At 37.0% G+C, this 20,195-nt stretch carries 21 protein-coding genes; 4 read left to right on the top strand and 17 right to left on the bottom strand.

What is annotated here, in order from left to right:
* Positions 1–4: 4 nt before the first annotated feature.
* From IEV85_RS14380 to IEV85_RS14420, 9 genes are all read right to left on the bottom strand, one after another.
* Positions 5–436: a magnetosome magnetite crystal formation protein family gene (locus tag IEV85_RS14380; RefSeq protein ID WP_188464584.1), complete on the bottom strand. Its 432-nt coding sequence runs from the start codon at positions 434–436 to the stop codon at positions 5–7.
* Positions 433–843 (bottom strand): DUF2752 domain-containing protein, encoded by a 411-nt coding sequence (locus IEV85_RS14385; protein ID WP_188464586.1) that lies wholly within the window; start codon positions 841–843, stop codon positions 433–435. The genes IEV85_RS14380 and IEV85_RS14385 overlap by 4 nt, the downstream gene beginning before the upstream one ends.
* A gap of 6 nt (positions 844–849) precedes the next feature.
* Entirely contained in the window at positions 850–1,185 is a 336-nt protein-coding gene (locus IEV85_RS14390) for a TM2 domain-containing protein (protein WP_188464588.1), read from the bottom strand.
* A gap of 113 nt (positions 1,186–1,298) precedes the next feature.
* Positions 1,299–1,961, bottom strand: a complete 663-nt coding sequence (locus IEV85_RS14395; protein ID WP_188464590.1) for an AlbA family DNA-binding domain-containing protein — start codon at positions 1,959–1,961, stop codon at positions 1,299–1,301.
* A 97-nt stretch (positions 1,962–2,058) separates the two neighbouring features.
* Positions 2,059–2,481 carry a VOC family protein gene (locus IEV85_RS14400; RefSeq protein ID WP_188464592.1) on the bottom strand — a complete coding sequence of 141 codons (423 nt, stop codon included), beginning with the start codon at positions 2,479–2,481 and terminating at the stop codon, positions 2,059–2,061.
* A 95-nt stretch (positions 2,482–2,576) separates the two neighbouring features.
* Positions 2,577–3,173 carry a NifU family protein gene (locus IEV85_RS14405; RefSeq protein WP_188464594.1) on the bottom strand — a complete coding sequence of 199 codons (597 nt, stop codon included), beginning with the start codon at positions 3,171–3,173 and terminating at the stop codon, positions 2,577–2,579.
* 25 nt (positions 3,174–3,198) lie between these two features.
* On the bottom strand, positions 3,199–4,650 hold the full coding sequence (locus IEV85_RS14410) for a dicarboxylate/amino acid:cation symporter (RefSeq protein WP_188464596.1): 1,452 nt from the start codon (positions 4,648–4,650) through the stop codon (positions 3,199–3,201).
* The gene (aroC, locus tag IEV85_RS14415; RefSeq protein ID WP_188464598.1) at positions 4,647–5,726 is read right to left on the bottom strand and encodes a chorismate synthase; all 1,080 of its coding nucleotides are present in this window, start codon (positions 5,724–5,726) and stop codon (positions 4,647–4,649) included. The genes IEV85_RS14410 and aroC overlap by 4 nt, the downstream gene beginning before the upstream one ends.
* 22 nt (positions 5,727–5,748) lie before the next feature.
* Positions 5,749–7,206 carry a BatD family protein gene (locus IEV85_RS14420; protein WP_188464600.1) on the bottom strand — a complete coding sequence of 486 codons (1,458 nt, stop codon included), beginning with the start codon at positions 7,204–7,206 and terminating at the stop codon, positions 5,749–5,751.
* A 153-nt stretch (positions 7,207–7,359) separates the two neighbouring features.
* Here IEV85_RS14420 and IEV85_RS14425 point away from each other — a divergent pair, with 153 nt between their 5' ends.
* Positions 7,360–7,545 (top strand): hypothetical protein, encoded by a 186-nt coding sequence (locus IEV85_RS14425; RefSeq protein ID WP_188464602.1) that lies wholly within the window; start codon positions 7,360–7,362, stop codon positions 7,543–7,545.
* A gap of 36 nt (positions 7,546–7,581) precedes the next feature.
* Here IEV85_RS14425 and queG read toward each other — a convergent pair whose 3' ends face one another.
* A complete protein-coding gene (gene queG / locus IEV85_RS14430; RefSeq protein ID WP_188464604.1) occupies positions 7,582–8,520 on the bottom strand; it encodes a tRNA epoxyqueuosine(34) reductase QueG in 939 nt (312 codons plus the stop codon).
* Between the two features lie 147 nt (positions 8,521–8,667).
* Positions 8,668–9,696, bottom strand: coding sequence for a Holliday junction branch migration DNA helicase RuvB (gene ruvB / locus IEV85_RS14435; RefSeq protein WP_188464606.1), 1,029 nt, complete (start codon positions 9,694–9,696; stop codon positions 8,668–8,670).
* A gap of 110 nt (positions 9,697–9,806) precedes the next feature.
* Here ruvB and IEV85_RS14440 point away from each other — a divergent pair, with 110 nt between their 5' ends.
* Genes IEV85_RS14440 through IEV85_RS14450 form a run of 3 tightly spaced genes read left to right on the top strand, consistent with a single transcriptional unit; the run spans position 9,807 to position 12,372 of the window.
* On the top strand, positions 9,807–10,889 hold the full coding sequence (locus tag IEV85_RS14440; protein ID WP_188464608.1) for an FAD:protein FMN transferase: 1,083 nt from the start codon (positions 9,807–9,809) through the stop codon (positions 10,887–10,889).
* A 2-nt stretch (positions 10,890–10,891) separates the two neighbouring features.
* Positions 10,892–11,632 (top strand): class I SAM-dependent methyltransferase, encoded by a 741-nt coding sequence (locus IEV85_RS14445; RefSeq protein ID WP_188464610.1) that lies wholly within the window; start codon positions 10,892–10,894, stop codon positions 11,630–11,632.
* Entirely contained in the window at positions 11,629–12,372 is a 744-nt protein-coding gene (locus IEV85_RS14450; RefSeq protein ID WP_188464612.1) for a ZIP family metal transporter, read from the top strand. The genes IEV85_RS14445 and IEV85_RS14450 overlap by 4 nt, the downstream gene beginning before the upstream one ends.
* Here IEV85_RS14450 and IEV85_RS14455 read toward each other — a convergent pair.
* From IEV85_RS14455 to IEV85_RS14480, 6 genes are all read right to left on the bottom strand, one after another.
* Entirely contained in the window at positions 12,326–13,018 is a 693-nt protein-coding gene (locus IEV85_RS14455; protein WP_188464614.1) for a DUF6962 family protein, read from the bottom strand. The two genes, IEV85_RS14450 and IEV85_RS14455, sit on opposite strands and share 47 nt — an antisense overlap.
* Positions 13,015–14,772 carry an aspartate--tRNA ligase gene (gene aspS, locus IEV85_RS14460; RefSeq protein ID WP_188464616.1) on the bottom strand — a complete coding sequence of 586 codons (1,758 nt, stop codon included), beginning with the start codon at positions 14,770–14,772 and terminating at the stop codon, positions 13,015–13,017. Before aspS ends, IEV85_RS14455 begins: the two co-directional genes overlap by 4 nt.
* A 200-nt stretch (positions 14,773–14,972) precedes the next feature.
* Complete coding sequence (gene pyrF, locus IEV85_RS14465) at positions 14,973–15,785, bottom strand: orotidine-5'-phosphate decarboxylase (protein WP_188464618.1); 813 nt, start codon at positions 15,783–15,785, stop codon at positions 14,973–14,975.
* Positions 15,786–15,819: 34 nt separating this feature from the next.
* Positions 15,820–16,455, bottom strand: a complete 636-nt coding sequence (gene lolA1 / locus IEV85_RS14470) for an outer membrane lipoprotein periplasmic chaperone LolA1 (protein ID WP_345259739.1) — start codon at positions 16,453–16,455, stop codon at positions 15,820–15,822.
* A gap of 80 nt (positions 16,456–16,535) precedes the next feature.
* A complete protein-coding gene (locus IEV85_RS14475; RefSeq protein WP_188464620.1) occupies positions 16,536–19,034 on the bottom strand; it encodes an FtsK/SpoIIIE family DNA translocase in 2,499 nt (832 codons plus the stop codon).
* 86 nt (positions 19,035–19,120) lie between these two features.
* Positions 19,121–20,155 (bottom strand): quinone-dependent dihydroorotate dehydrogenase, encoded by a 1,035-nt coding sequence (locus IEV85_RS14480; protein WP_188464622.1) that lies wholly within the window; start codon positions 20,153–20,155, stop codon positions 19,121–19,123.
* Positions 20,156–20,195: the final 40 nt, after the last annotated feature.

Below are 20,195 nucleotides of genomic sequence, written 5' to 3' on the forward strand. Positions count from 1 at the left end.
TTTACTAATCTTTAATCATTGCATCGGAGAAATCACCATAAAACCACCATTTCACATGAATTCCTTTTCTTGTCTGAATTGCAGTATAGATAGTAGCGATAAATTCACCTAAATTAAAGGACAGCAATACTATCATGTAACCTATGTAGTCATTTGAAAGGGAGTTTGCTCCAACAATCATTGACATTGTCCACCAGAAGCCAATGCTATTAATAATTACTAGTGATAGCTGAGAAAAAAGTGCCTGGGTACAATGCCACCTCACAAAAGGAGTGGACTTCCTATTACCCAGATAAAATATAAAAGTAGCTAACAGATTGATAATGGGAAGAGGAAGGCCGGCAACTATTGCTACCAACGACATAAGGTAGCTATTTGAAGCTCTCTCTCCTTCGGATTCATCAACTTTATAAAAAAATTTACCTGTAGTAATCATATTTCTTTCATTATATTCCACACCCAATTAGCTATTACAACCATAATAAGAGCAGAAGCCACGTATTTTTGTTGAACAAATAATTCTGCTCGTTTATAAAACCTGTAGAAGCTTTCTCTTCTTTTGATCAGGTCATACATAACCCAAGGAGGTAAAGTAATCAGTAAAACAATTGCTAAAATACCGAAGGGATTTATCATGATAGCATTATTCACATTGCCTTCAAGAAGGGTTACAACACTTCGGGTGGTTCCGCAAGCAGGACAAGGAACGGAGGTTACACTTTTAAAAAAACAAACAGTAAAAAGGCTACCATTAGTAGGCTTGCCTGAAATGATAAAAAAAAGCCAGCCATAGCTCAAAAGGCTAATTACCATAATGAGTATGTACAGGCTTTTTTTGTTCATATTTTATTAAAGTACTTGCTGTAATTTATCAATATTCTTTTCTTTCGTAGCTCCCATTATAAGAAACCAATCAACTATGGCCCAAATTCCAAAGCCTCCACAAGTTAACAATTTACCGATACCGAGACCTGTATCTCCAATCATAAACCTGTCAATTCCTAAAGAACCGGCAATAATCGAAATAATTAGACTAATTGTTGGATCTTTGAATTGCGTCATCTGGATCATTGACCATTTAGAATCATCCGCATTCATCAATCTTTCTCTGATTTGAGGTAATTGATAACTTTCAAAAAATTTACCATTGTTCATGATAAACATATCAACCTTTTGAGCATCCATAAAATTTTGTGCTTATTTGTAAAATTATATAATTAATTAAGTTTCAATTATAAGAATAATAAAAGAAATTATTGAAGAATTATACAAATATTCTATCAATGATGTACTATTTCCTAGAAATTAACAATAGGAGCCAGGCTAAATACATCTTCTTTATCTGACGGACGAACAAATAATATGTTAGATAGCACTAAGGTGATTAAAATTCGGGAAGCTTTATATTTATTGAGATTACTAATCTTCTGGAATTGGCTTAGGGTAATATTCTTATGTTCATCCAGATACTTGAGTAAGAGTCTTTCTTTATCCTCAATAGAAAAAACCTTTGCGGATTTCCTATTCGATAATTTGATAATACTGCGTACTTCTTTGCTTGCCTGAATGCTTTTATCCAGAACTCTCACATAAGCCTTTCCCCACTCAGCAGTAGTGTCAGGTAATGCATAATGAGGTTTCTTTTTACTTTCCGCAATCTGATAATGAACTACAGAGCGACTTTGCTCCTCATCCAAAGGAATAATATCATATTGAAATTTAACCTTTGGCTTACATAACGTGAAAATTGCTTTATTCAGCACAAATATTTCTTCCTCAGCATACTTTACACCGGGAATGGTTCCATTATCATCTACGCCAATTAAAAGATCTCCACCCTTAGTATTTGCAAAAGCTACCACTTCTCTGACAATTTTCTCAGGATGGGCTGCTTTTCTTTTAAATTCCAGAGTTTCCCCTTCTCCCTTACGCACAAGACGATATAGTTCTTTTAATTCCATTGAAGAAAATAGCTTGAAAAATCATTAAATTCCGTTCATCTTTTTACAGCTACAGATAAAACACTGTAACGAAAAGATTGGCTAAAAAATAAAGAAGCTAGGACTTAAAAATAGAGGCATCATCCTTAAAAGCCTTAAATTCTAAGGCATTTCCACTAGGATCTAAAAAAAACATGGTAGCCTGTTCTCCAGCCTCACCTTTAAAGCGAATATAAGGTTTTATGATAAAATCAATTTGATGTTTCTCCAATCTTTCGGCTAATTGGTGCCATTCATCCCACTCCAGAATAACTCCAAAATGCTTAATGGGCACTTGCTTTCCATCTACCTCGTTAGCAGGTGGTTCTTGTATAGCATGTTCGGTTAAGTGTGCGGAAAGCTGGTGGCCATATAAATCAAAATCAATCCATCTTTCAGAACTCCTGCCAATTTTACAATTCAGGACTTCTTCAAAAAACTGACGTGTAGCAGATAAACTTTTCACAGGAAAAGCAACATGAAAGGGTCGGATATTTTTCATTGATAGTAATAGGTAGTGAAAACAAAAAGAATAGCAAAAAGAAAGCACAGAGAAGAAAGAAAGCAGATTATCAACTTTCTTTCCTCTCCATAAAATCAAACTCCTTGTGCTTCAACCTCCTTCACATCGTTCGGAAGCATCCTTTTTAGCAAGTTTTCAATCCCCGCTTTTAAAGTAATGGTTGAAGAGGGACAGCCGCTGCATGCCCCCTGCAATAATAAGTGGACTTTTTGAGAATCTTTTTCATAAGAATGAAAAGATATTGCTCCTCCATCCTGCTCAACAGCTGGCTTGATATATTCTTCTAAAATATTTTTGATCTGCTCTTCTATCTCAGCATTTTCGCTTGTGTTGGGTTTTTCCACTAAATCAGCTGGTTTCAAATCAATTACTCGCTGTCCGCTTTCAAGAAAATCTTTGATAACAGCTTTTATTTCATTTTGAATTTCAGCCCATTCAATCTCCGGATTTTTAGTAACGGTAATAAAATTACTCATGTAAAAAACCCGCTCTACGTAAGGCTTTTCAAATAATAAAGCTGCCAACGGTGCATTTTTTGTAGCCTCGGCAGACGGGAAATCGAAGGAGTCCCCTTCTGGCACCAACATTTGATTAGTAGCAAACTTTAGTGAATTAGGATTAGGATTTGACTCCAAATATATAGTAACAGGTTGTTGTGTCTGTGTACTCATTTTAATCTATTTATAATGCTTTAAATTATTTACTTGCAGGAACGTCTTCCGGCACATTTAGTTCTCCCTCTGACTGTGCAATCAAAGTAGAAACAGTTGCATCGCCTGTAACGTTCACCACTGTTCTAAACATATCCAGAATTCTGTCTACCGGAAAAATAATGGCCACCCATGCCGGATTTAGTCCTACTGAGTTTAATACAATAATCATCATTACCAAACCAGCACTAGGCACAGCTGCCGAACCTATGGATGCAAGAGTTGCAGTCAAAACAATTGTTAATTGCTGCCCCAACGTAAGATCAACCATATGGAGTTGAGCCAGAAAAACCACAGCAATTGCCTGATACATACTTGTTCCGTCCATATTTACTGTAGCTCCTATAGGTAAAACAAAACTGGAAATTTTCTTTGAAACACCCATGTTTTCTTCTACACACTCCATAGTTACAGGTAATGTGGCTGCACTACTTGAAGTAGAAAAAGCCAGAAACTGAGCCGGGCTAAAACGTCTGAAAAACTCTCTATAGCTAATTTTTTTAACAAAAGCTGAGATTACTAATGGGTACAGAACAAAAACCATGAATAAAAGCCCAAAAAGCAATACCAATGAGTAGCTTCCTAAACCTTTAAAAATTTGCAGTACTTCTGCCGGAGTATTGGCCATTTTAGCAATCACACCTGCCAGTAAAGCAAATACAAAGAATGGTGCAGCTTTCATGATAATATCTACCATCTTAAGAATGGCCTCATTTGCTCCATTTACAAAGTCCAGCACCCCCTGCACTTTGGAGTTAGGTAGCATAGCTAATGTTATGCCGAAGAATAGTGCAAAGAAAATTACCTGAAGCATATTGCTGTTAGATCCAAAAGCACCAAAAACATTCTCAGGAACCATTTCTACAAAAAATGTAAGAGGCCCTTGATTGGCAGTTTCATCAGCAGACGCTGCTAATTGATCTACCCTTTGATTTCTCTCTGCTGCCACCTGTTTTAGGCTATCCATTGCTTCTTCATCAATAGCACTGCTCACTAAATCCTGGTATTTTGCTTCCTGTAGAAAAGATCTACCATCTTTTGGCTTCGGCACATCAGGATTCTCACTTACCCAAAGCTCATACTTAATCCTGTTTTTCACTCTTTGCTCTTCATTAACAAATTTACCGGGTTGAAATAAATTCACTAAAGTAAGCCCTATTCCCACAGCCAGAATGGTGGAGAATATATAAAAAACAATCGTTTTCAGGCCAAGCTTGCCTAATTTATTGATGTCAGTAAGGCTTGAAACCCCGCTTATTATTGATAGCAAAACCAATGGTACTGCAATGGCTTTTAATATGCGAATAAAAATAGTACCGAATGGGTCAATCCAATCTATAGTAAACTGATTCCAGCCTAAGTAACTAGAAATAAATGCCCAGGCAATCCCCGCCACTAAACCAAAAATAATCTTAATATGTAATGGTAATTTTTTCATTCAATCTTACTTGTTTTCGCTCTTAATATAAAGTCCGCAATAGTTAAAGCTGCCATAGCCTCCACTATAGGCACTGCTCTTGGTACTACGCATGGGTCATGCCTGCCCTTTCCTGACACCGTAACTTTATTTCCTTCCTTATCTATACTTTCCTGATCATTCATGATAGTGGCAATAGGTTTAAAAGCCACGTTCATATATATATCTTCTCCATTGGAAATACCACCTTGTATACCTCCGGAATGATTAGTTCTAGTAACTATTTTATCACCCTCTTTCACGAATACATCATTATGTTCCGACCCGTACATTTTCACCCCTTCAAAGCCACTACCGTATTCAAAACCTTTAACAGCATTAATGCTCAACATTGCTTGCCCTAAAACAGCATGAAGTTTATCAAAAACAGGTTCTCCTAAACCTACAGGAACATTCTCAATTAAACATGATACGATACCCCCAATTGTGTCCCTGTTTTTCCGGGTTTCATCAATCAGTTCAATCATCTTTTCAGCCGTTTCTGCATCGGGACACCTTACAATGTTTTCTTCCGCCCGAGACAAATCCATTTGGGAATAATGCTTCTTAAGCTTAAAATCACCCACCTGAGAGACATATGCCTGTACTTTAATACCATAGTGAGCTAAAAACATTTTAGCAATAGCCCCTGCTGCAACTCTTGCTGCCGTTTCACGGGCTGAGCTTCTTCCGCCACCACGGTAGTCTCTTACGCCATACTTTTTATCATAAGTATAATCTGCATGAGAAGGCCTGTAGCTATCCTTAATATGAGAATAATCCTTACTTTTCTGATCCTGATTTCTAATGCTGAGCGCAAGGGGAGTGCCTGTTGTTTTACCCTCAAATACACCTGAGAGTATTTCCACCTCATCTTCTTCTTTCCGCTGAGTAGTAATTTTTGATTGACCTGGTTTTCGCCTCTGCATCTCAACTCTGATCAGATCTTCATCTACATCAACACCTGCGGGACAACCATCAATGATTACCCCTATTCCTACACCATGAGATTCCCCATAGGTAGTAATTTTGAAGATTTTACCAAAACTATTACTCATCTACTAAAAATTGAAGCGCAATTTATGACTTTTTAAATAATATGAACAATGAAATAGCCAAAGCCAACACAATAAAGATATTTACTACCGTCCGCATCCAGTCAAAGCCGGCTAAACTTTGCAGTTCATTATTTTCAGATTCTATTCTATCATAAAATAGGCCTTCTGCAGAAGCATCACTTATTACTTTGTTTTTTAGGCTACTGCCCTCTACCTGTAAGGTATAATCTGATTTTAAGGTGTCATATTTTTGCGTTTTGGTATTGAAAAACACAAAATTGATGTAATCAGCCAACTTATATTCACCCGGCTCCTTAGGCACTATGTAGTAATTAAAAGACTTGGTTCCCATTACTGATACCCCACTTCGCGTAATTCTTTCCTGAGAATTAGGTGGGTAAATTTCCAGTTGCTTGTCCTTCTTGATTCTGGGCTCATTAATATTCGCAATGTTTCCAGTACCTCTGATAGCAAACTCATACTGGAAACTTCCTCCTGTTTGTGCCTGAGTACCACTTATTTTCTCCTGAAGTTCGTAATTACCCACGGAAACCACATCTTTTAACGGATGAGGTGGAAGAGGCTTCACTTTAACAGTTTTAGGCTGAGAATAAAAAGTTTTAAAATCTTCTTTTCTGTTCTGGCCAAAGAAGCTGGGATTTTTAGCCAGTTGATACTTAATCATTTCCAAACCTACTTTCGGAAAAACCAGATCCTCTTCATTTAAAGGAAAAAAAGTAGCCTGAAATATCTTGTAAACGCTGTAACGCTTGCCATTTAACATGACTGGTTCAGGTGTAATATTCTCAATGCTGAAATTTTCCTCCCACACATTAGCAGGACGAATTTTCTTAAGAATTTGACCCAGCTGATTAGTTAAGTCATGAAATTGTAAGGGTGCTCTGTTTTCATCGGAGACATAAAAAGCAAGTGTCGTATTTACACCTTCCCCCACATAAACTTCATCTTTATTGGTAGTTACTGCAAAAAAAGCATCTTCCTTAACATCTACAAACTCTGTAGCATCATTTCCTCGTCCGAAAAAATCTTCGAAAGGATCGCTTCCGAAGGGATCGTACCTTCTTTTTTGTTGTTTTTGTTGAGCAGGCCCTATCTTAATGGTTTTTCCCGGAGAGCTTACTTCCTTTCCATTTACTGTGATAGTAAATGGGGGAATAGTAACTGTTCCTTCACGCTCTGCTACATAGGTTTGGGTTACACTCTGACTCCGTGTTACCTGACCGTTAAATATATTAGTAGAACTGCTGCTAGAAGTACCTCTTTTTATTAATCCATTAATATCAGGAAATTTATCGTACGATTTCAAGGTCTCTCCTTCCACATTAATAGTGATGGTAAAAGCCTGGTTAAGAGCTATTTCTGAAGGACCTAAATTGATAGAAATATCCTGTGCCTGTACACTTAACAGGGTAAATATATTCAATGAAAATAATGAGATAATTTTTTTCAACCTATTCATTGTTATCTCCGTTTTATGAGTAATTTTTATGTTATTTCAACGTTAAAATTAATGGATAATTTCCGATTCTTATGGAAAATTACTATATTACTTTCCCTTTAATTAGTGGAAAGTTCTTTTATTTCTTAACTACAAACCTAAACCATAATAGCTATGTTAGATTACGTTAAATCGATACTTTCTAAAGTAAGCTTTGACAAAAGGCTTTTTGAGAAAGAGTTGATCAAAGCTATTGCTCTTTTAGTAGAAAAAGAGTTGTATTCGTTAAAGGATTGGTGCTATCGAAATTTCAGTTCGAAGTACAATGATGTTTTAAACAAACATTTCTCAGGTATTTAAATTTTACTTCAGGCTTCCTTTAGGAGGCCTTTTTTATTACTTAGCACTCTCTTCCAAAAATTTCACATTTCTCATAAGCCCTTCATATTTTGTTCTCTTAACTGCTGACTTTTTAAAAATTTCGTTAAATACTTCTCTAGTAAGCTCCTTCCATTCAGATTTCTTCATTTCCCTAAGCTGAGCATGAGGTTTAAACGCTTTTTCATTATGCGGGGAAGAAAACCTGTTCCACGGGCAAACATCCTGGCAAATATCGCAACCAAACATCCAATCATCCATTTTCCCTGAAAATGCATCTGGTATTTCATCCTTTAGCTCAATGGTAAGATAAGAAATACATTTAGATGCATCAATCACCTGATTACCAACAATCGCATCCGTAGGGCAAGCATCTATACATTTTGTACAGGTACCACAATAATCTTTTACTGGTCCGTCAGGCTCCAATGGCAAATCAATTATTAACTCTGCCAGGAAAAAAAAACTACCTCTTTGTTTATTGAGCAAAAGGGAATTTTTTCCCAGCCAGCCTAAACCACTTTTAGCTGCCCACTGCCTTTCCATCACTGGAGCAGAATCTACAAAAGCACGCCCACCTACCTCGCCAATTGCCTCATGAATACGAGCCATAAAATCTTTTAGCTTCTCTTTAATCACAAAGTGATAATCTTTGCCATAGGCATATTTGGCAATTTTGTAAGAACCATTACTGGAAATATCTTCAGAAGGATAATAATTATAGAGCAAGGACACTACAGATTTTGCACCCTCCACCAGCTTAGTAGGATCCAGTCTTTTATCAAAATGATTAGACATATAAGCCATTTTGCCCTGGTAATTCTTTTTCAGCCAGGATTCCAGCCGGGGTGCCTCTTCTTCCAAAAATTCCGCCTTTGCAATGCCACAAAATTGAAAGCCCAATTCTGAAGCTATTGCTTTAATAATACTGGAATTTTTGGCATGTGAATTTTGCATCAGGTTGTTTTCCCTTTGATGGAAGAATTTAAAAGAAGCCTGAGATAGGTTACTTTCAATTGGTTAATTACAAACTTCAGTTGAAGAAAGTTTACAGTGAATATAAAAACACAGTCAATTTAACCTCCTTCATTTCTTCAATGCGTTTTAATCGAACAGACTCCCTGTTCTCGAAGGAGGAATGATTCCAAGATGTTTGTAAGCCAGCTCTGTAACCTGTCTGCCGCGGGCAGTTCTTTTCATATATCCTTCCTGAATAAGGTAAGGCTCATATACTTCTTCAATTGTATCAGCTTCTTCACCTACTGCAGTAGCTACAGTTCCCAGCCCTACCGGTCCGCCTTTAAATTTCTCTATAATAGTGCTTAATATTCTATTGTCCATTTCGTCCAAACCATGTTCATCCACATCTAAAGCATTTAATGCAAATTGAGCAATTTCTTTATTAATGGTGCCATCACCTTTAATCTGAGCAAAATCTCTTGTCCTGCGCAATAGCATATTGGCTATTCTTGGTGTACCTCTACTTCTTCTGGAAATTTCATAGGCGGCATCTTCCACAAGGGGGGTATTCAAAATACTGGCCGATCTTTTTATGATTTGCTTAAGTAATTCAGCATCATAATATTCTAACCTTGCATTTATACCAAAGCGTGCACGGAGAGGTGAAGTAAGCAAACCTGACCTTGTAGTGGCTCCTATAAGCGTAAAAGGATTTAGACCTATTTGCACCGATCTGGCATTGGGTCCTGAATCCAACATAATATCGATACGATAATCTTCCATTGCCGAGTACAAATACTCCTCTACAACAGAATTTAGCCGATGAATTTCATCAATAAATAAAACATCGCCTTCCTCCAGGTTAGTTAATAAACCAGCCAGATCACCGGGCTTATCCAATACCGGACCTGAAGTGATTTTAATATTGCTATTCATTTCGTTAGCAATAATATGAGAGAGCGTAGTTTTACCAAGCCCCGGAGGCCCATGCAACAGCACATGATCCAATGGTTCAGCTCTTTTAAGAGCCGCCTGAACAAACACTTTGATATTTTCAACTACTTTGTACTGACCTGTAAAATCATCAAAAGAAAGAGGCCGCAAGGCCTTTTCAAATTCCTTTTCCACAGGACTCAAGTGCTCATCATCTCCACTTAAATAATCTTCTCTCATGCATTTGGTAATTTAATTGCAAGTTAAAATAATCTGTGGTATTTATTGTCAAAGGATAAATCCAGTTTTTCAATAAACTGTGAATAAAAGAAGTGAAATAGTCGTAAAACATGGACTTATCAAGTAATTTCGCATCAGATTTTAAGATTATTATGAATAACAGGCAAAAGAATGCGATTTACTCACTTGTTTTAATTTTAGCTGTTGCTACAGTTTGGTTTTTAAGGAACAGGGTTTTTAATGAAAATGAGGAGAGCAAAGTAGCTTACATCTATATAAATGGAGAGGCACAGGGTACTACTTACAACATCACTTACCTGGACTCGGCTTCCAGAAATTTCAAAAGTGCTGTAGACTCCTTACTATTAGAATTTGACAAAAGTCTTTCCACTTACAGAAAAGGTTCTGAAATACTAACTTTTAATGAGAATGACAGCTTTTATTTCAAACTACCCTACTTTCAGCCGGTTTTGCAAGCATCCCAAGCAGTATACGAGGCATCTCATGGAGCATTTGATCCTACCGTGTACCCGCTTATGCAAGCATGGAATTTTAAACAGGAAAAGCCAACCATTCCTGATAGTGCCAGGATAGATTCAATCAAGAATTATATTGGCTTTGACAAAATTACTTTCAACGAGAAAGTGGTGAAGAAAAAAATGAACAAAGTAAGACTGGATTTTAACGCCATTGCACAGGGCTACTCCATTGATGTGGTCTTTAATTTTTTGGTTTCTGAAGGCATAGAAAATATGATGATTGAACTAGGAGGAGAGTTACGTGCAAAAGGAGTAAATGCCAATGGTGATTTGTGGGCAATTGGTATTGATAATCCTAAACCGGAAGCCAGCGATGTTAAAAGAATAGCCATCATTTCTGTTGATGATAAGGCTATGTCAACCTCGGGTAACTATCGGAATTATTTCACCTATGAAGGTGTAAGATACGGACATACGATAGATCCCAGAACCGGCTATCCGGTTCAAAGGGACATTATCAGCGCTACAGTAGTAGCACCCACTTGCATGGAGGCCGATGCGTGGTCCACTACTTTTATGGTAACAGGACTGGAAGAAGCAAAGGAAATTTTAAAAACCTTACCTAATGTTTCTGCTTTTTTTATTTATGAAGATGGATCAGGTGAGATGAAAACTTTTACATCAGATAACCTTTCTTCCAATATTATTTTATAACTATGGATAAAGGCAGAAAAGAATGGTTCAACAAATGGTTTAATTCACCATATTATCACATACTTTATAAACACAGAAATGAAAATGAAGCCCGGTATTTTATACAAAGGCTAATCTCATCTCTTGAGATACAACCCACTGACAAAATATTGGATGTTGCTTGTGGAAAAGGCAGATATTCAATTTACCTGAATAGTCTGGGATTTCAGGTAGAGGGAATTGATTTATCAGAGAGAAACATTGAAATAGCAAATCAATCTGCTAATGAAAACCTTCATTTTCAAATCCACGATATGAGGCAGGTTTATAAAGAAGCTTATTTTGATTATGCTTTTAACATGTTTACCAGCTTCGGCTACTTTGAAAAGGAAGAGGACAACCAGAAAGCTATTTCAGCTATTGCAAAATCATTAAAGCAGGAAGGAATATTTGTTCTGGATTTTCTTAATCCTTATAAAGTTATCAATAACCTGGTTAAAGAAGAAACTAAAGAAATTGAGGGGGTTCATTTTAAAATAAATCGCTCATTTGATGGCACTCATATTATTAAGAAAATCAATATTACTGATAATGATGAAACTTTTGAGTTTTACGAAAAAGTGATGGCAATAAGAAGGATATCTTTTTTAGATTATTTCCGTAATGCAAATCTTATGCATTTACAAATATATGGTGATTATTCTCTTAACCAGTATGAGCCTGAGTTTTCGGATAGAATGATCTTTATTGTTAAAAAATTATGATTTTATACTCACTGATACTTTTCCTTCTCACTTTTGCAGCTGGAGCGGCAGTATTTTTTATTCCTAAAATAAATAATCAATACTTTAAATTAAGCCTGGTATTTGCCGGAGCCTACTTGTTTTCTATCACTGTTATTCACATTCTTCCAGAGTTATTTACCCATAACCAATCTAATCCTAACATAGCTCTATATGTGCTGTTAGGGTTCTTCATTCAGGTAATTCTGGAATATTTTTCTGAGGGGGTAGAGCACGGACACCTTCATGCTCAACATGCGCATCATGATCATGGCAATAACAAATGGATAGGATTATTGATTGCCTTGTGCATTCATGCTTTTTTGGAAGGTACACTTTTGGCTCATCCGGAAACCATGCATTCTCATGATAACTCAAATACTATTTATCTGGGGATATTGATGCATAAAATGCCGGCTGCCTTCGCTTTGATGTCAGTGATGATTTGTCATTTTAATACCCGCTGGAAAGCGATTCTTGTGCTGGCTATTTTCAGCCTTGCCAGCCCTGCAGGTCTTGGATTAAGCAGCCTTTTCCACGACCAGTCAGTTTTCTCTGATGATGCCTTTGTCATTCTCTTTGCAATAGTTTCGGGGAACTTCTTACATATTTCCACTACTATATTTTTTGAGAGTAGCCCGGATCACAGCTTTAGCTTCCAGAAATTGTTTGTTTCTATAGTTGCTGCCCTGATTGCGGTACTGGCTGAATTTGCTTTTTAGTAAGCACAGCTACTTTAGCTACATTTTTGTAAAGGATGAAATAACATGGCAGAAGAATGAGGTGGCTTATTACATTTTGATTAATCCATGCATTATAGTTTATACCAAATCCATGAACAAATGCAGGAACGATAAAGAGTGATATAGAAAGAGGCACCCCCAAATAGGTACCATCTTTTGTGGTAAAGTATTTATATAAATGGATTATAAATGCGAAGCCTATTAAACCTAAAGTGGAATTAAATTTAACCACGCTAAAAGCCTGAATATTAAAAAGTAGGGCAATAAAAATACCAAAAGAGCCATAAGTGATCGCCCTTAAAAGATTTCTGGCATTTCTTTTATCTATCAATTTAATACAAGCCAATTCAACAAATAAAACAGAAATCCCCTGAACCAACCAGGCAACTAAATGAGGGGTTCTTCCTAAATAATTCTCCAACAAGTGAGAGCTCCCTCCCAAAAAAGATGACATGCCTAAAAAAAGAAAGAACAGGGCAAATAGTTTGCTGTATTTATTGTCAAAATCATAGAAAAGTCTGTGGCCACAATAAAAGCATACGGCAGCCATCATAATATCAGTAATAAATGTTAATGGGTCGGCTAAGGTCCAACCCATCAATTCTATGTAAGTATGCTCAATCAACTTTTTGCTGTTTTAATGGACAAGTGGAGTTCTTTTAGTTGCTCTTCAGAAATAGTTGCGGGAGAGTCAATCATAACATCCCTACCTGAATTATTTTTAGGAAAGGCAATATAATCGCGAATTGAATCTGAACCACCAAACATTGCACATAACCTATCGAAACCAAAGGCTATACCACCGTGCGGAGGAGCGCCATACTCAAAAGCATCTAATAAAAAGCCAAATTGCTTCTTGGCCTCTTCAGGAGTAAAACCTAATGCTTTAAACATTTTCTGCTGAAGTTCCCGCTCGTGAATTCTGATGCTACCGCCACCTATTTCTACTCCATTAATAACCATATCATAAGCATTGGCTCTGATTTTACCTGGCTCTGAATCTATCAAATGTAAATCCTCCGGCTTCGGACTAGTAAAAGGATGGTGCATGGCATGGAATCTCTTCGAGTCTTCATCCCACTCCAATAATGGAAAATCCAAAACCCATAATGGCTTAAAGGTATTCCTGTCTCTTAGCTCCAGGTCACTTCCCATTTTAAGCCTTAACTCGCTCATCGCCTTCCGCGTATGGTCGGTATTCCCACTTAACACTAATAGGAGATCACCTGGTTTAGCATTGGCTGCTTCCGCCCAGGTACGTAAATCATCTTCAGAATAAAACTTATCAACAGATGATTTTAAAGAACCATCAAGATTATATTTCACGTAAACTAAACCTTTAGCACCTATCTGTGGCCTCTTCACAAAGTCTGTTAAAGCATCTAATTGCTTTCGGGTATATTCTGAACAGCCAGGGACATTAATAGCCACCACTAATTCCGCTGAATCAAAAACATTAAATCCTTTATTTTGGGCCAGGTCATTAATTTCTACGAAAGGCATTCCGAACCTTAAATCCGGCTTATCTGAGCCATAAAGCTTCATTGCATCATCGTAAGTCATTCTTTCAAAATCACCTACTTCTATTCCTTTTATTTCTTTAAAAAGATATTTCACCAGTCCTTCGAAGGTGTTCAATATATCTTCCTGTTCCACAAATGAAAGCTCACAGTCAATTTGAGTAAACTCAGGCTGTCTGTCTGCTCTTAAATCCTCATCTCTAAAGCATTTTACAATCTGAAAATACTTATCGAAGCCCGACACCATTAATAATTGTTTAAAGGTTTGAGGAGATTGTGGCAATGCATAAAACTCGCCTTCGTGCACGCGTGAAGGCACCACAAAGTCTCTTGCACCTTCCGGTGTGGACTTAATCAGCACAGGTGTTTCCACTTCCAGAAAATCCTGCTGATCCATGTATCTTCTTGTAGCCTGCATCAATTTATGACGCAACTGCAACTTCTCACGCACAGGACTTCTTCTCAAATCCAGATAGCGATACTGCATTCTTAATTCCTCCCCTCCATCAGTATCTTCCTCAATAGTAAAAGGAGGAGTCTTAGCTGCATTTAAAATTTTTAGCTCTTCCACGAAGATTTCAATATCTCCGGTACTCATTTTATCATTCTTGGAAAACCTTTCAACAACCTCACCTTTAACCTGTAATACAAACTCACGCCCTACACTGCGGGCTATTGCCATTAGCTCATCAGACGATTTCCCTTCCTCAAACATCAATTGCGTAATGCCATATCGATCCCTTAAGTCAATCCACATCATGCCGCCTTTGTCGCGCACACGTTGTACCCATCCACTTAATACTACATTCTTGTTTTTATCTTCTAATCTTAAGGCTCCGCAGGTATGAGTTCTTAGCATAATTAATGATATTTCTATTCTCTTGAAATTTGGGCAAAGGTAAACAATTAGGACTTTTTATATCATTTTTTTATTACGGATTTTTTAATCCGGCAAAATGAATGATAGAGCGCCACCCAAATTATTCTACTTTTTAGGGAAGCTAAATAGCTATAATTAGCTCACGTTTAAGGTTGGCACTGCAAAACTTGAAATGTGATTTATAATTGATCAAGATACACTTTCATTTCTTCCTGCAAAACCCTGGCTTCTTGTGCAGCTGCCTTTGCAAAGTCTTTTTCTGAGGATGCATAAATTATACCCCGAGAAGAGTTTACGAGTAATCCTCCATCCTTATTAAGTCCTATTTCTGAAATTTCTTTCAGGCTTCCTCCTTGAGCACCTACTCCGGGTACCAGTAAAAAATGCTTAGGAATTAATTGACGAATATGTGCAAATTGCTCATTTCTGGTAGCTCCAATCACATACATCATGTTTTCATGGCTTCCCCAATTCTGAGACTGCTCTATTACTTTTTCGTAGAGAGGCTTTCCATTTTGCAGTTCTTCAAATTGAAAATCCTGAGCACCTTCATTAGATGTGAGGGCTAATAAGATAACCCACTTTTCCTCAAATGTGAGAAAGGGTTTCACTGAATCACTACCCATGTAAGGAGCCACAGTAACTGAATCGAAATTTAAACTCTCAAAGAAAGCCTTAGCATACATCTGCGAGGTATTTCCAATATCACCTCTTTTGGCATCAGCAATAGTAAAAACATCTTTAGGCAGATAATCAATCGTTTTCTGTAAGGTTTCCCAACCTGAAGGACCCAGCGCTTCATAAAAAGCAATATTGGGTTTGTAAGCAACAGCAAAATCAATAGTAGCATCAATTATTTGCTTATTAAATTCGAAGATGGGATCTTTTTCTTTTAATAAGTGAGAAGGTATTTTATCAAGTGCTGAATCCAGTCCTACACATAAGTAGGATGATTTCTTAAAAATTTGTTGGGAGAGTTGCTTGTAATGCATGTTATAAAAAAAGCCCGAGGAACGGGCTCTGCTGTTATCTAAAATCTAAAACTTCAATGTTAGGGTATTTACTTGGGTCGAAAACGAAATCATTTGCTGTTAAAGTGTTTAACACTTTAAAATCAGTAACAGCATAATTAAATATATTTCCGGCACGGTCAAAAACAGACCAACTTTTCAACAAGTTTGTATTCTTATCTATTTTAAGACGAATTTTGTAAAAAGTCTCATCCTTATTTTCCGGAACCAAGTCTATCACATGATATTGCGAAGTGCCTTCACCAGCCATGTACAGATATTTATATCCTTCTTTATAGGCATCATAAATTTTACTTGGATTCATTTCACCAGCCTCAGCATCATAATTATTGATAGTTACCTCGTTCGCATCTTTCAAATAAGTCCAGACTGTTTTATTGTTATTCACAATTAATTGCCCTGCGACATCTGCTTTAAAGCTGTTACCCATAACAGTTATTTTACCTGTAAAACTGTCATTAATATCCTCTATTTTATTTTCCAGGGTTTGGGTAAAAGTGGCAGTAAATGCAGGAATGTTTCTGTATTTAGCACTCATTTTATCCAAAACTTCTTTCGCTTTAGGATCATTTTGAGCAAAAGCTGCTGTGCTGAAGATTATCAGCAAGAATATCATTTTTAACTTCATCATTCTTTCTTTATCGATTATTGAACTCCAAAGTAGTTCAATAACTGTTCCAAATTTTACACATTATATTGTTATACGGAAATTTAAACTCTACTATCCATATTTTTCAAAAGATGTTCCAAACTCATCTCATCAGGAATTAACACTTCACGCGCTTTACTTCCCTCAAAAGCACCTACAATACCTGCTGCTTCTAATTGATCAATCAATCGGCCGGCACGATTATAGCCTAGCTTTAGTTTTCTTTGGATTAGTGAGGTACTGCCTTGCTGATGCATAACAATCAACCTCGCTGCTTCATCAAAAAGAGCATCTCTTTCGGATAGATCAACCTCTCCTACTTTACTAGTATCGTCATCCCCGCTAAACTCAGGTAGCTGGTAAGCTCTCTCATAACCTCTTTGGCTGCCAATAAACTCTACTACTTCATCTACCTCCGGAGTATCAATAAACGGACACTGCAATCTGATCAGATCAGAACCTTGCGATAAAAGCATATCCCCCTGCCCTACCAATTGTTCCGCTCCACCCATATCTAAAATTGTTCTACTATCGATTTTTGAGGTTACTCTAAATGATAATCGTGCTGGGAAGTTAGCCTTGATAATACCTGTAATAACGTTTACTGAAGGCCTTTGTGTAGCAACAATTAAGTGAATTCCTATGGCACGTGCCAACTGAGCTAACCTTGCAATTGGTGTTTCTACTTCTTTACCGGCAGTCATCATTAAATCAGCCAGCTCATCTATTACCAGTACAATGTAAGGCATAAATCGGTGGCCCTTCTCAGGGTTTAACCGTCTATTAATAAACTTGGTGTTGTATTCTTTTAAATTTCTACAACCTGCATCTTTCAACATATCATACCGATTATCCATTTCGATACATAGTGAATTAAGCGTATTTACCACCTTTTTTGTATCTGTGATTATAGCTTCTTCGCTATCAGGTAAGGATGCCAGGAAGTGCCTTTCTAATTTATTAAATAAGGTAAGCTCTACCTTTTTTGGATCAACAAGAACAAACTTTAATTGAGAAGGGTGTTTTTTATAAATCAGGGAAGCCAACATTACGTTCAGTCCAACTGATTTACCTTGTCCGGTCGCACCTGCCATTAACAAGTGAGGCATCTTCGCCAAGTCTGCTACAAATACTTCATTCGAAATTGTTTTACCTAAGATGACAGGCAGTTCTTTGTCACTCTTCATGAACTTATCAGTTCCCAAGACAGAGCGCATACTCACCATTTCTCTACTCTTATTAGGCACCTCAATACCAATTGTACCCTTACCTGGTATAGGTGCAATAATTCGTATGCCCAGTGCTGCCAGACTTAATGCGATATCATCTTCAAGGTTTTTAATCTTAGATATTTTAACCCCTGCTTCAGGCACAATTTCGTAAAGGGTAACCGTGGGCCCAATAGTGGCTTTTATACTTGAAATATTGATTTTAAAGTTGGTAAGTGTTTCAAGTATTCTATCCTTATTCGCTTCCAATTCTTCCTGGGTGACTTTCACCCTCCCGGAGTCATGATTCTGGAGTAAATCAAGCGTAGGGTATTGGTAAGAAGAAAGGTCTAGTGTAGAATCATAATTCTCTACTTTAGTGGCTGCTTTCTCCTGAAATTCGGCATCATCTACTTCAAAAGCTAATTCATCCTCTTCAAAAGCATCAAAATCTTCAACAGTATCCGCTTCTTTCTTCTGCTCAGGTTTAGCTTCTTCTAGTGTATTTTCCACCTCCATTTCCAGCTCAGGAGATTTTTTCGCTTTAGCAGTATTAGTTAATGTCCAACTGGATGCATCATCTGTTTCTTCTTCATCGGCACTCTCAGGTTCATTATCAAAATCTAAATTATTCTCAACATTTGTATCTGAAGTTTTTTCAGTTTTAACCACACTGCCTTCAGCAGAAGGTTGAGAATCCTCTGTTTCAGTTTTTTGATTGAACCCAAGCAGAGAGGTTACATTGAAGTAGAATATTATGAAAATGATCAATGATAAAATCAGGACAAGGTAAGTACCCCATCCAAACAAGCTATTAAAAAGGATCGCCAACTCATAACCTATCCCCCCACATAAAAATGAAAAAGAAGTAACTTCTTCAGACTCAAAAACCATGAACCCCAATAGAAGGCTAATCCAGAAAAGGAAGAAAGCCATAAAAGTAAATGCCCTGCCTGGAGAAAGGATCATTTTCCTAAAGGTTATATGATAACCTAAAAGGAAAAGAAAAGGAGGTATTAAAAATGCGGCTAACCCAAACCATTTATATATAAAATAATAGGCACTTTGCGCACCTAAAAGCCCAAGCCAATTATCCATTTCTGCCCCAGAGGCTTTTATGCCTGTTTCAGCAACGGACTGCAACACACTCATATCTGCTTTTCCTGTAAATAAGTAAGAGAAAAAAGCCGTTAATAAAAACAAAGAAGCTGTGAGCAAAAAGAAACCAGCCGCCAAATGAAATCTCCTGTCTTTCATAAACTGAAGATTCAATTTAAACTTCCTGGGCTCTTTAGCTTTAGGAGTTTTTTCGTTTTTCTTGAAAGTATTTGATTTAAACGTATTTTTAGCCATTATAGAAGCTGAGTAAGCGCTTGTAAAATTGAGAAATTCTAGGGTAAACGCAAAATACGTGAAATATTACAGAGAAATAAAATTATCTACCCCCTCTTTAAGATGGCATTATTAATTTTTTTAATTAAGCCTGGACCTTCGTAGATAAACCCGGTATACAATTGAACTAAACTGGCCCCGGCTTCCAATTTATCCAGAGCATCTTTAGGAGACATAATTCCACCTACCCCAATAATAGGAAATGCACCATTAGATTTTTGATGAAGGTATCGAATCACTTCAGTTGACCTTTCGGCTAATGGCTTTCCGCTCAGCCCTCCATTTCCGATTGCTTTTAATCTGCTCTCAGACGTTTCTAAACCTTCTCTGGAAATTGTGGTATTGGTAGCTATTACACCTGCAATTTTTGTTTCCATAATTATCTCAACAATATCATCCAGCTGAAGAAACGTTAAATCAGGAGCGATTTTTAATAGAATAGGTTTCGGCTTTTCTTTATTTCTATTTTCCTGCATCAGTTTTTCAAGCAAGAGCTTTAGTGGCTCTTTCTCCTGAAGTTCGCGCAAGTTAGGGGTATTGGGTGAGCTTACATTTACTACAAAATAATCGACATGATCGAAAAGCGCATCAAATGCTTTCTTATAATCACTAAATGCATCATAATTAAGAGTGACTTTATTTTTACCAATGTTTCCACCGACAATAACATTGGATTTTCTGTTTCTTAATCTTTTCACAGCGGGCTCTAATCCTTCATTGTTAAAGCCCATCCTATTAATAATTCCATGGTCGGGCTTAAGCCTGAAAAGTCGTGGCTTAGGATTTCCTTCTTGAGCTACAGGTGTTAATGTACCTATCTCAATAAATCCAAATCCAAGCGATTCAAACTCATCTATCAACTTAGCATCTTTATCAAATCCTGCTGCCAGGCCCACAGGGTTCGAGAATTTCAAGCCAAAAAGCTCTCTTTCTAAGCTTGGATGCTTTATTTCAAAAAGTGAGCGGTTGAAGGCTTTAACTCCTGGAATGTTAAATAAAAATTTTGCCAGTCGGAAAGTTACATGATGTGCTTTCTCAGCTGGCAAAAGGAATAAAAGAGGGCGAATGATGGATTTGTACATTTTTGAAAAAATTATTCTTCAATTAAAAAAGGTAAAGTTA

The sequence above is a fragment of the Marivirga lumbricoides genome, from assembly GCF_014636295.1.
Classification (GTDB): domain Bacteria; phylum Bacteroidota; class Bacteroidia; order Cytophagales; family Cyclobacteriaceae; genus Marivirga; species Marivirga lumbricoides.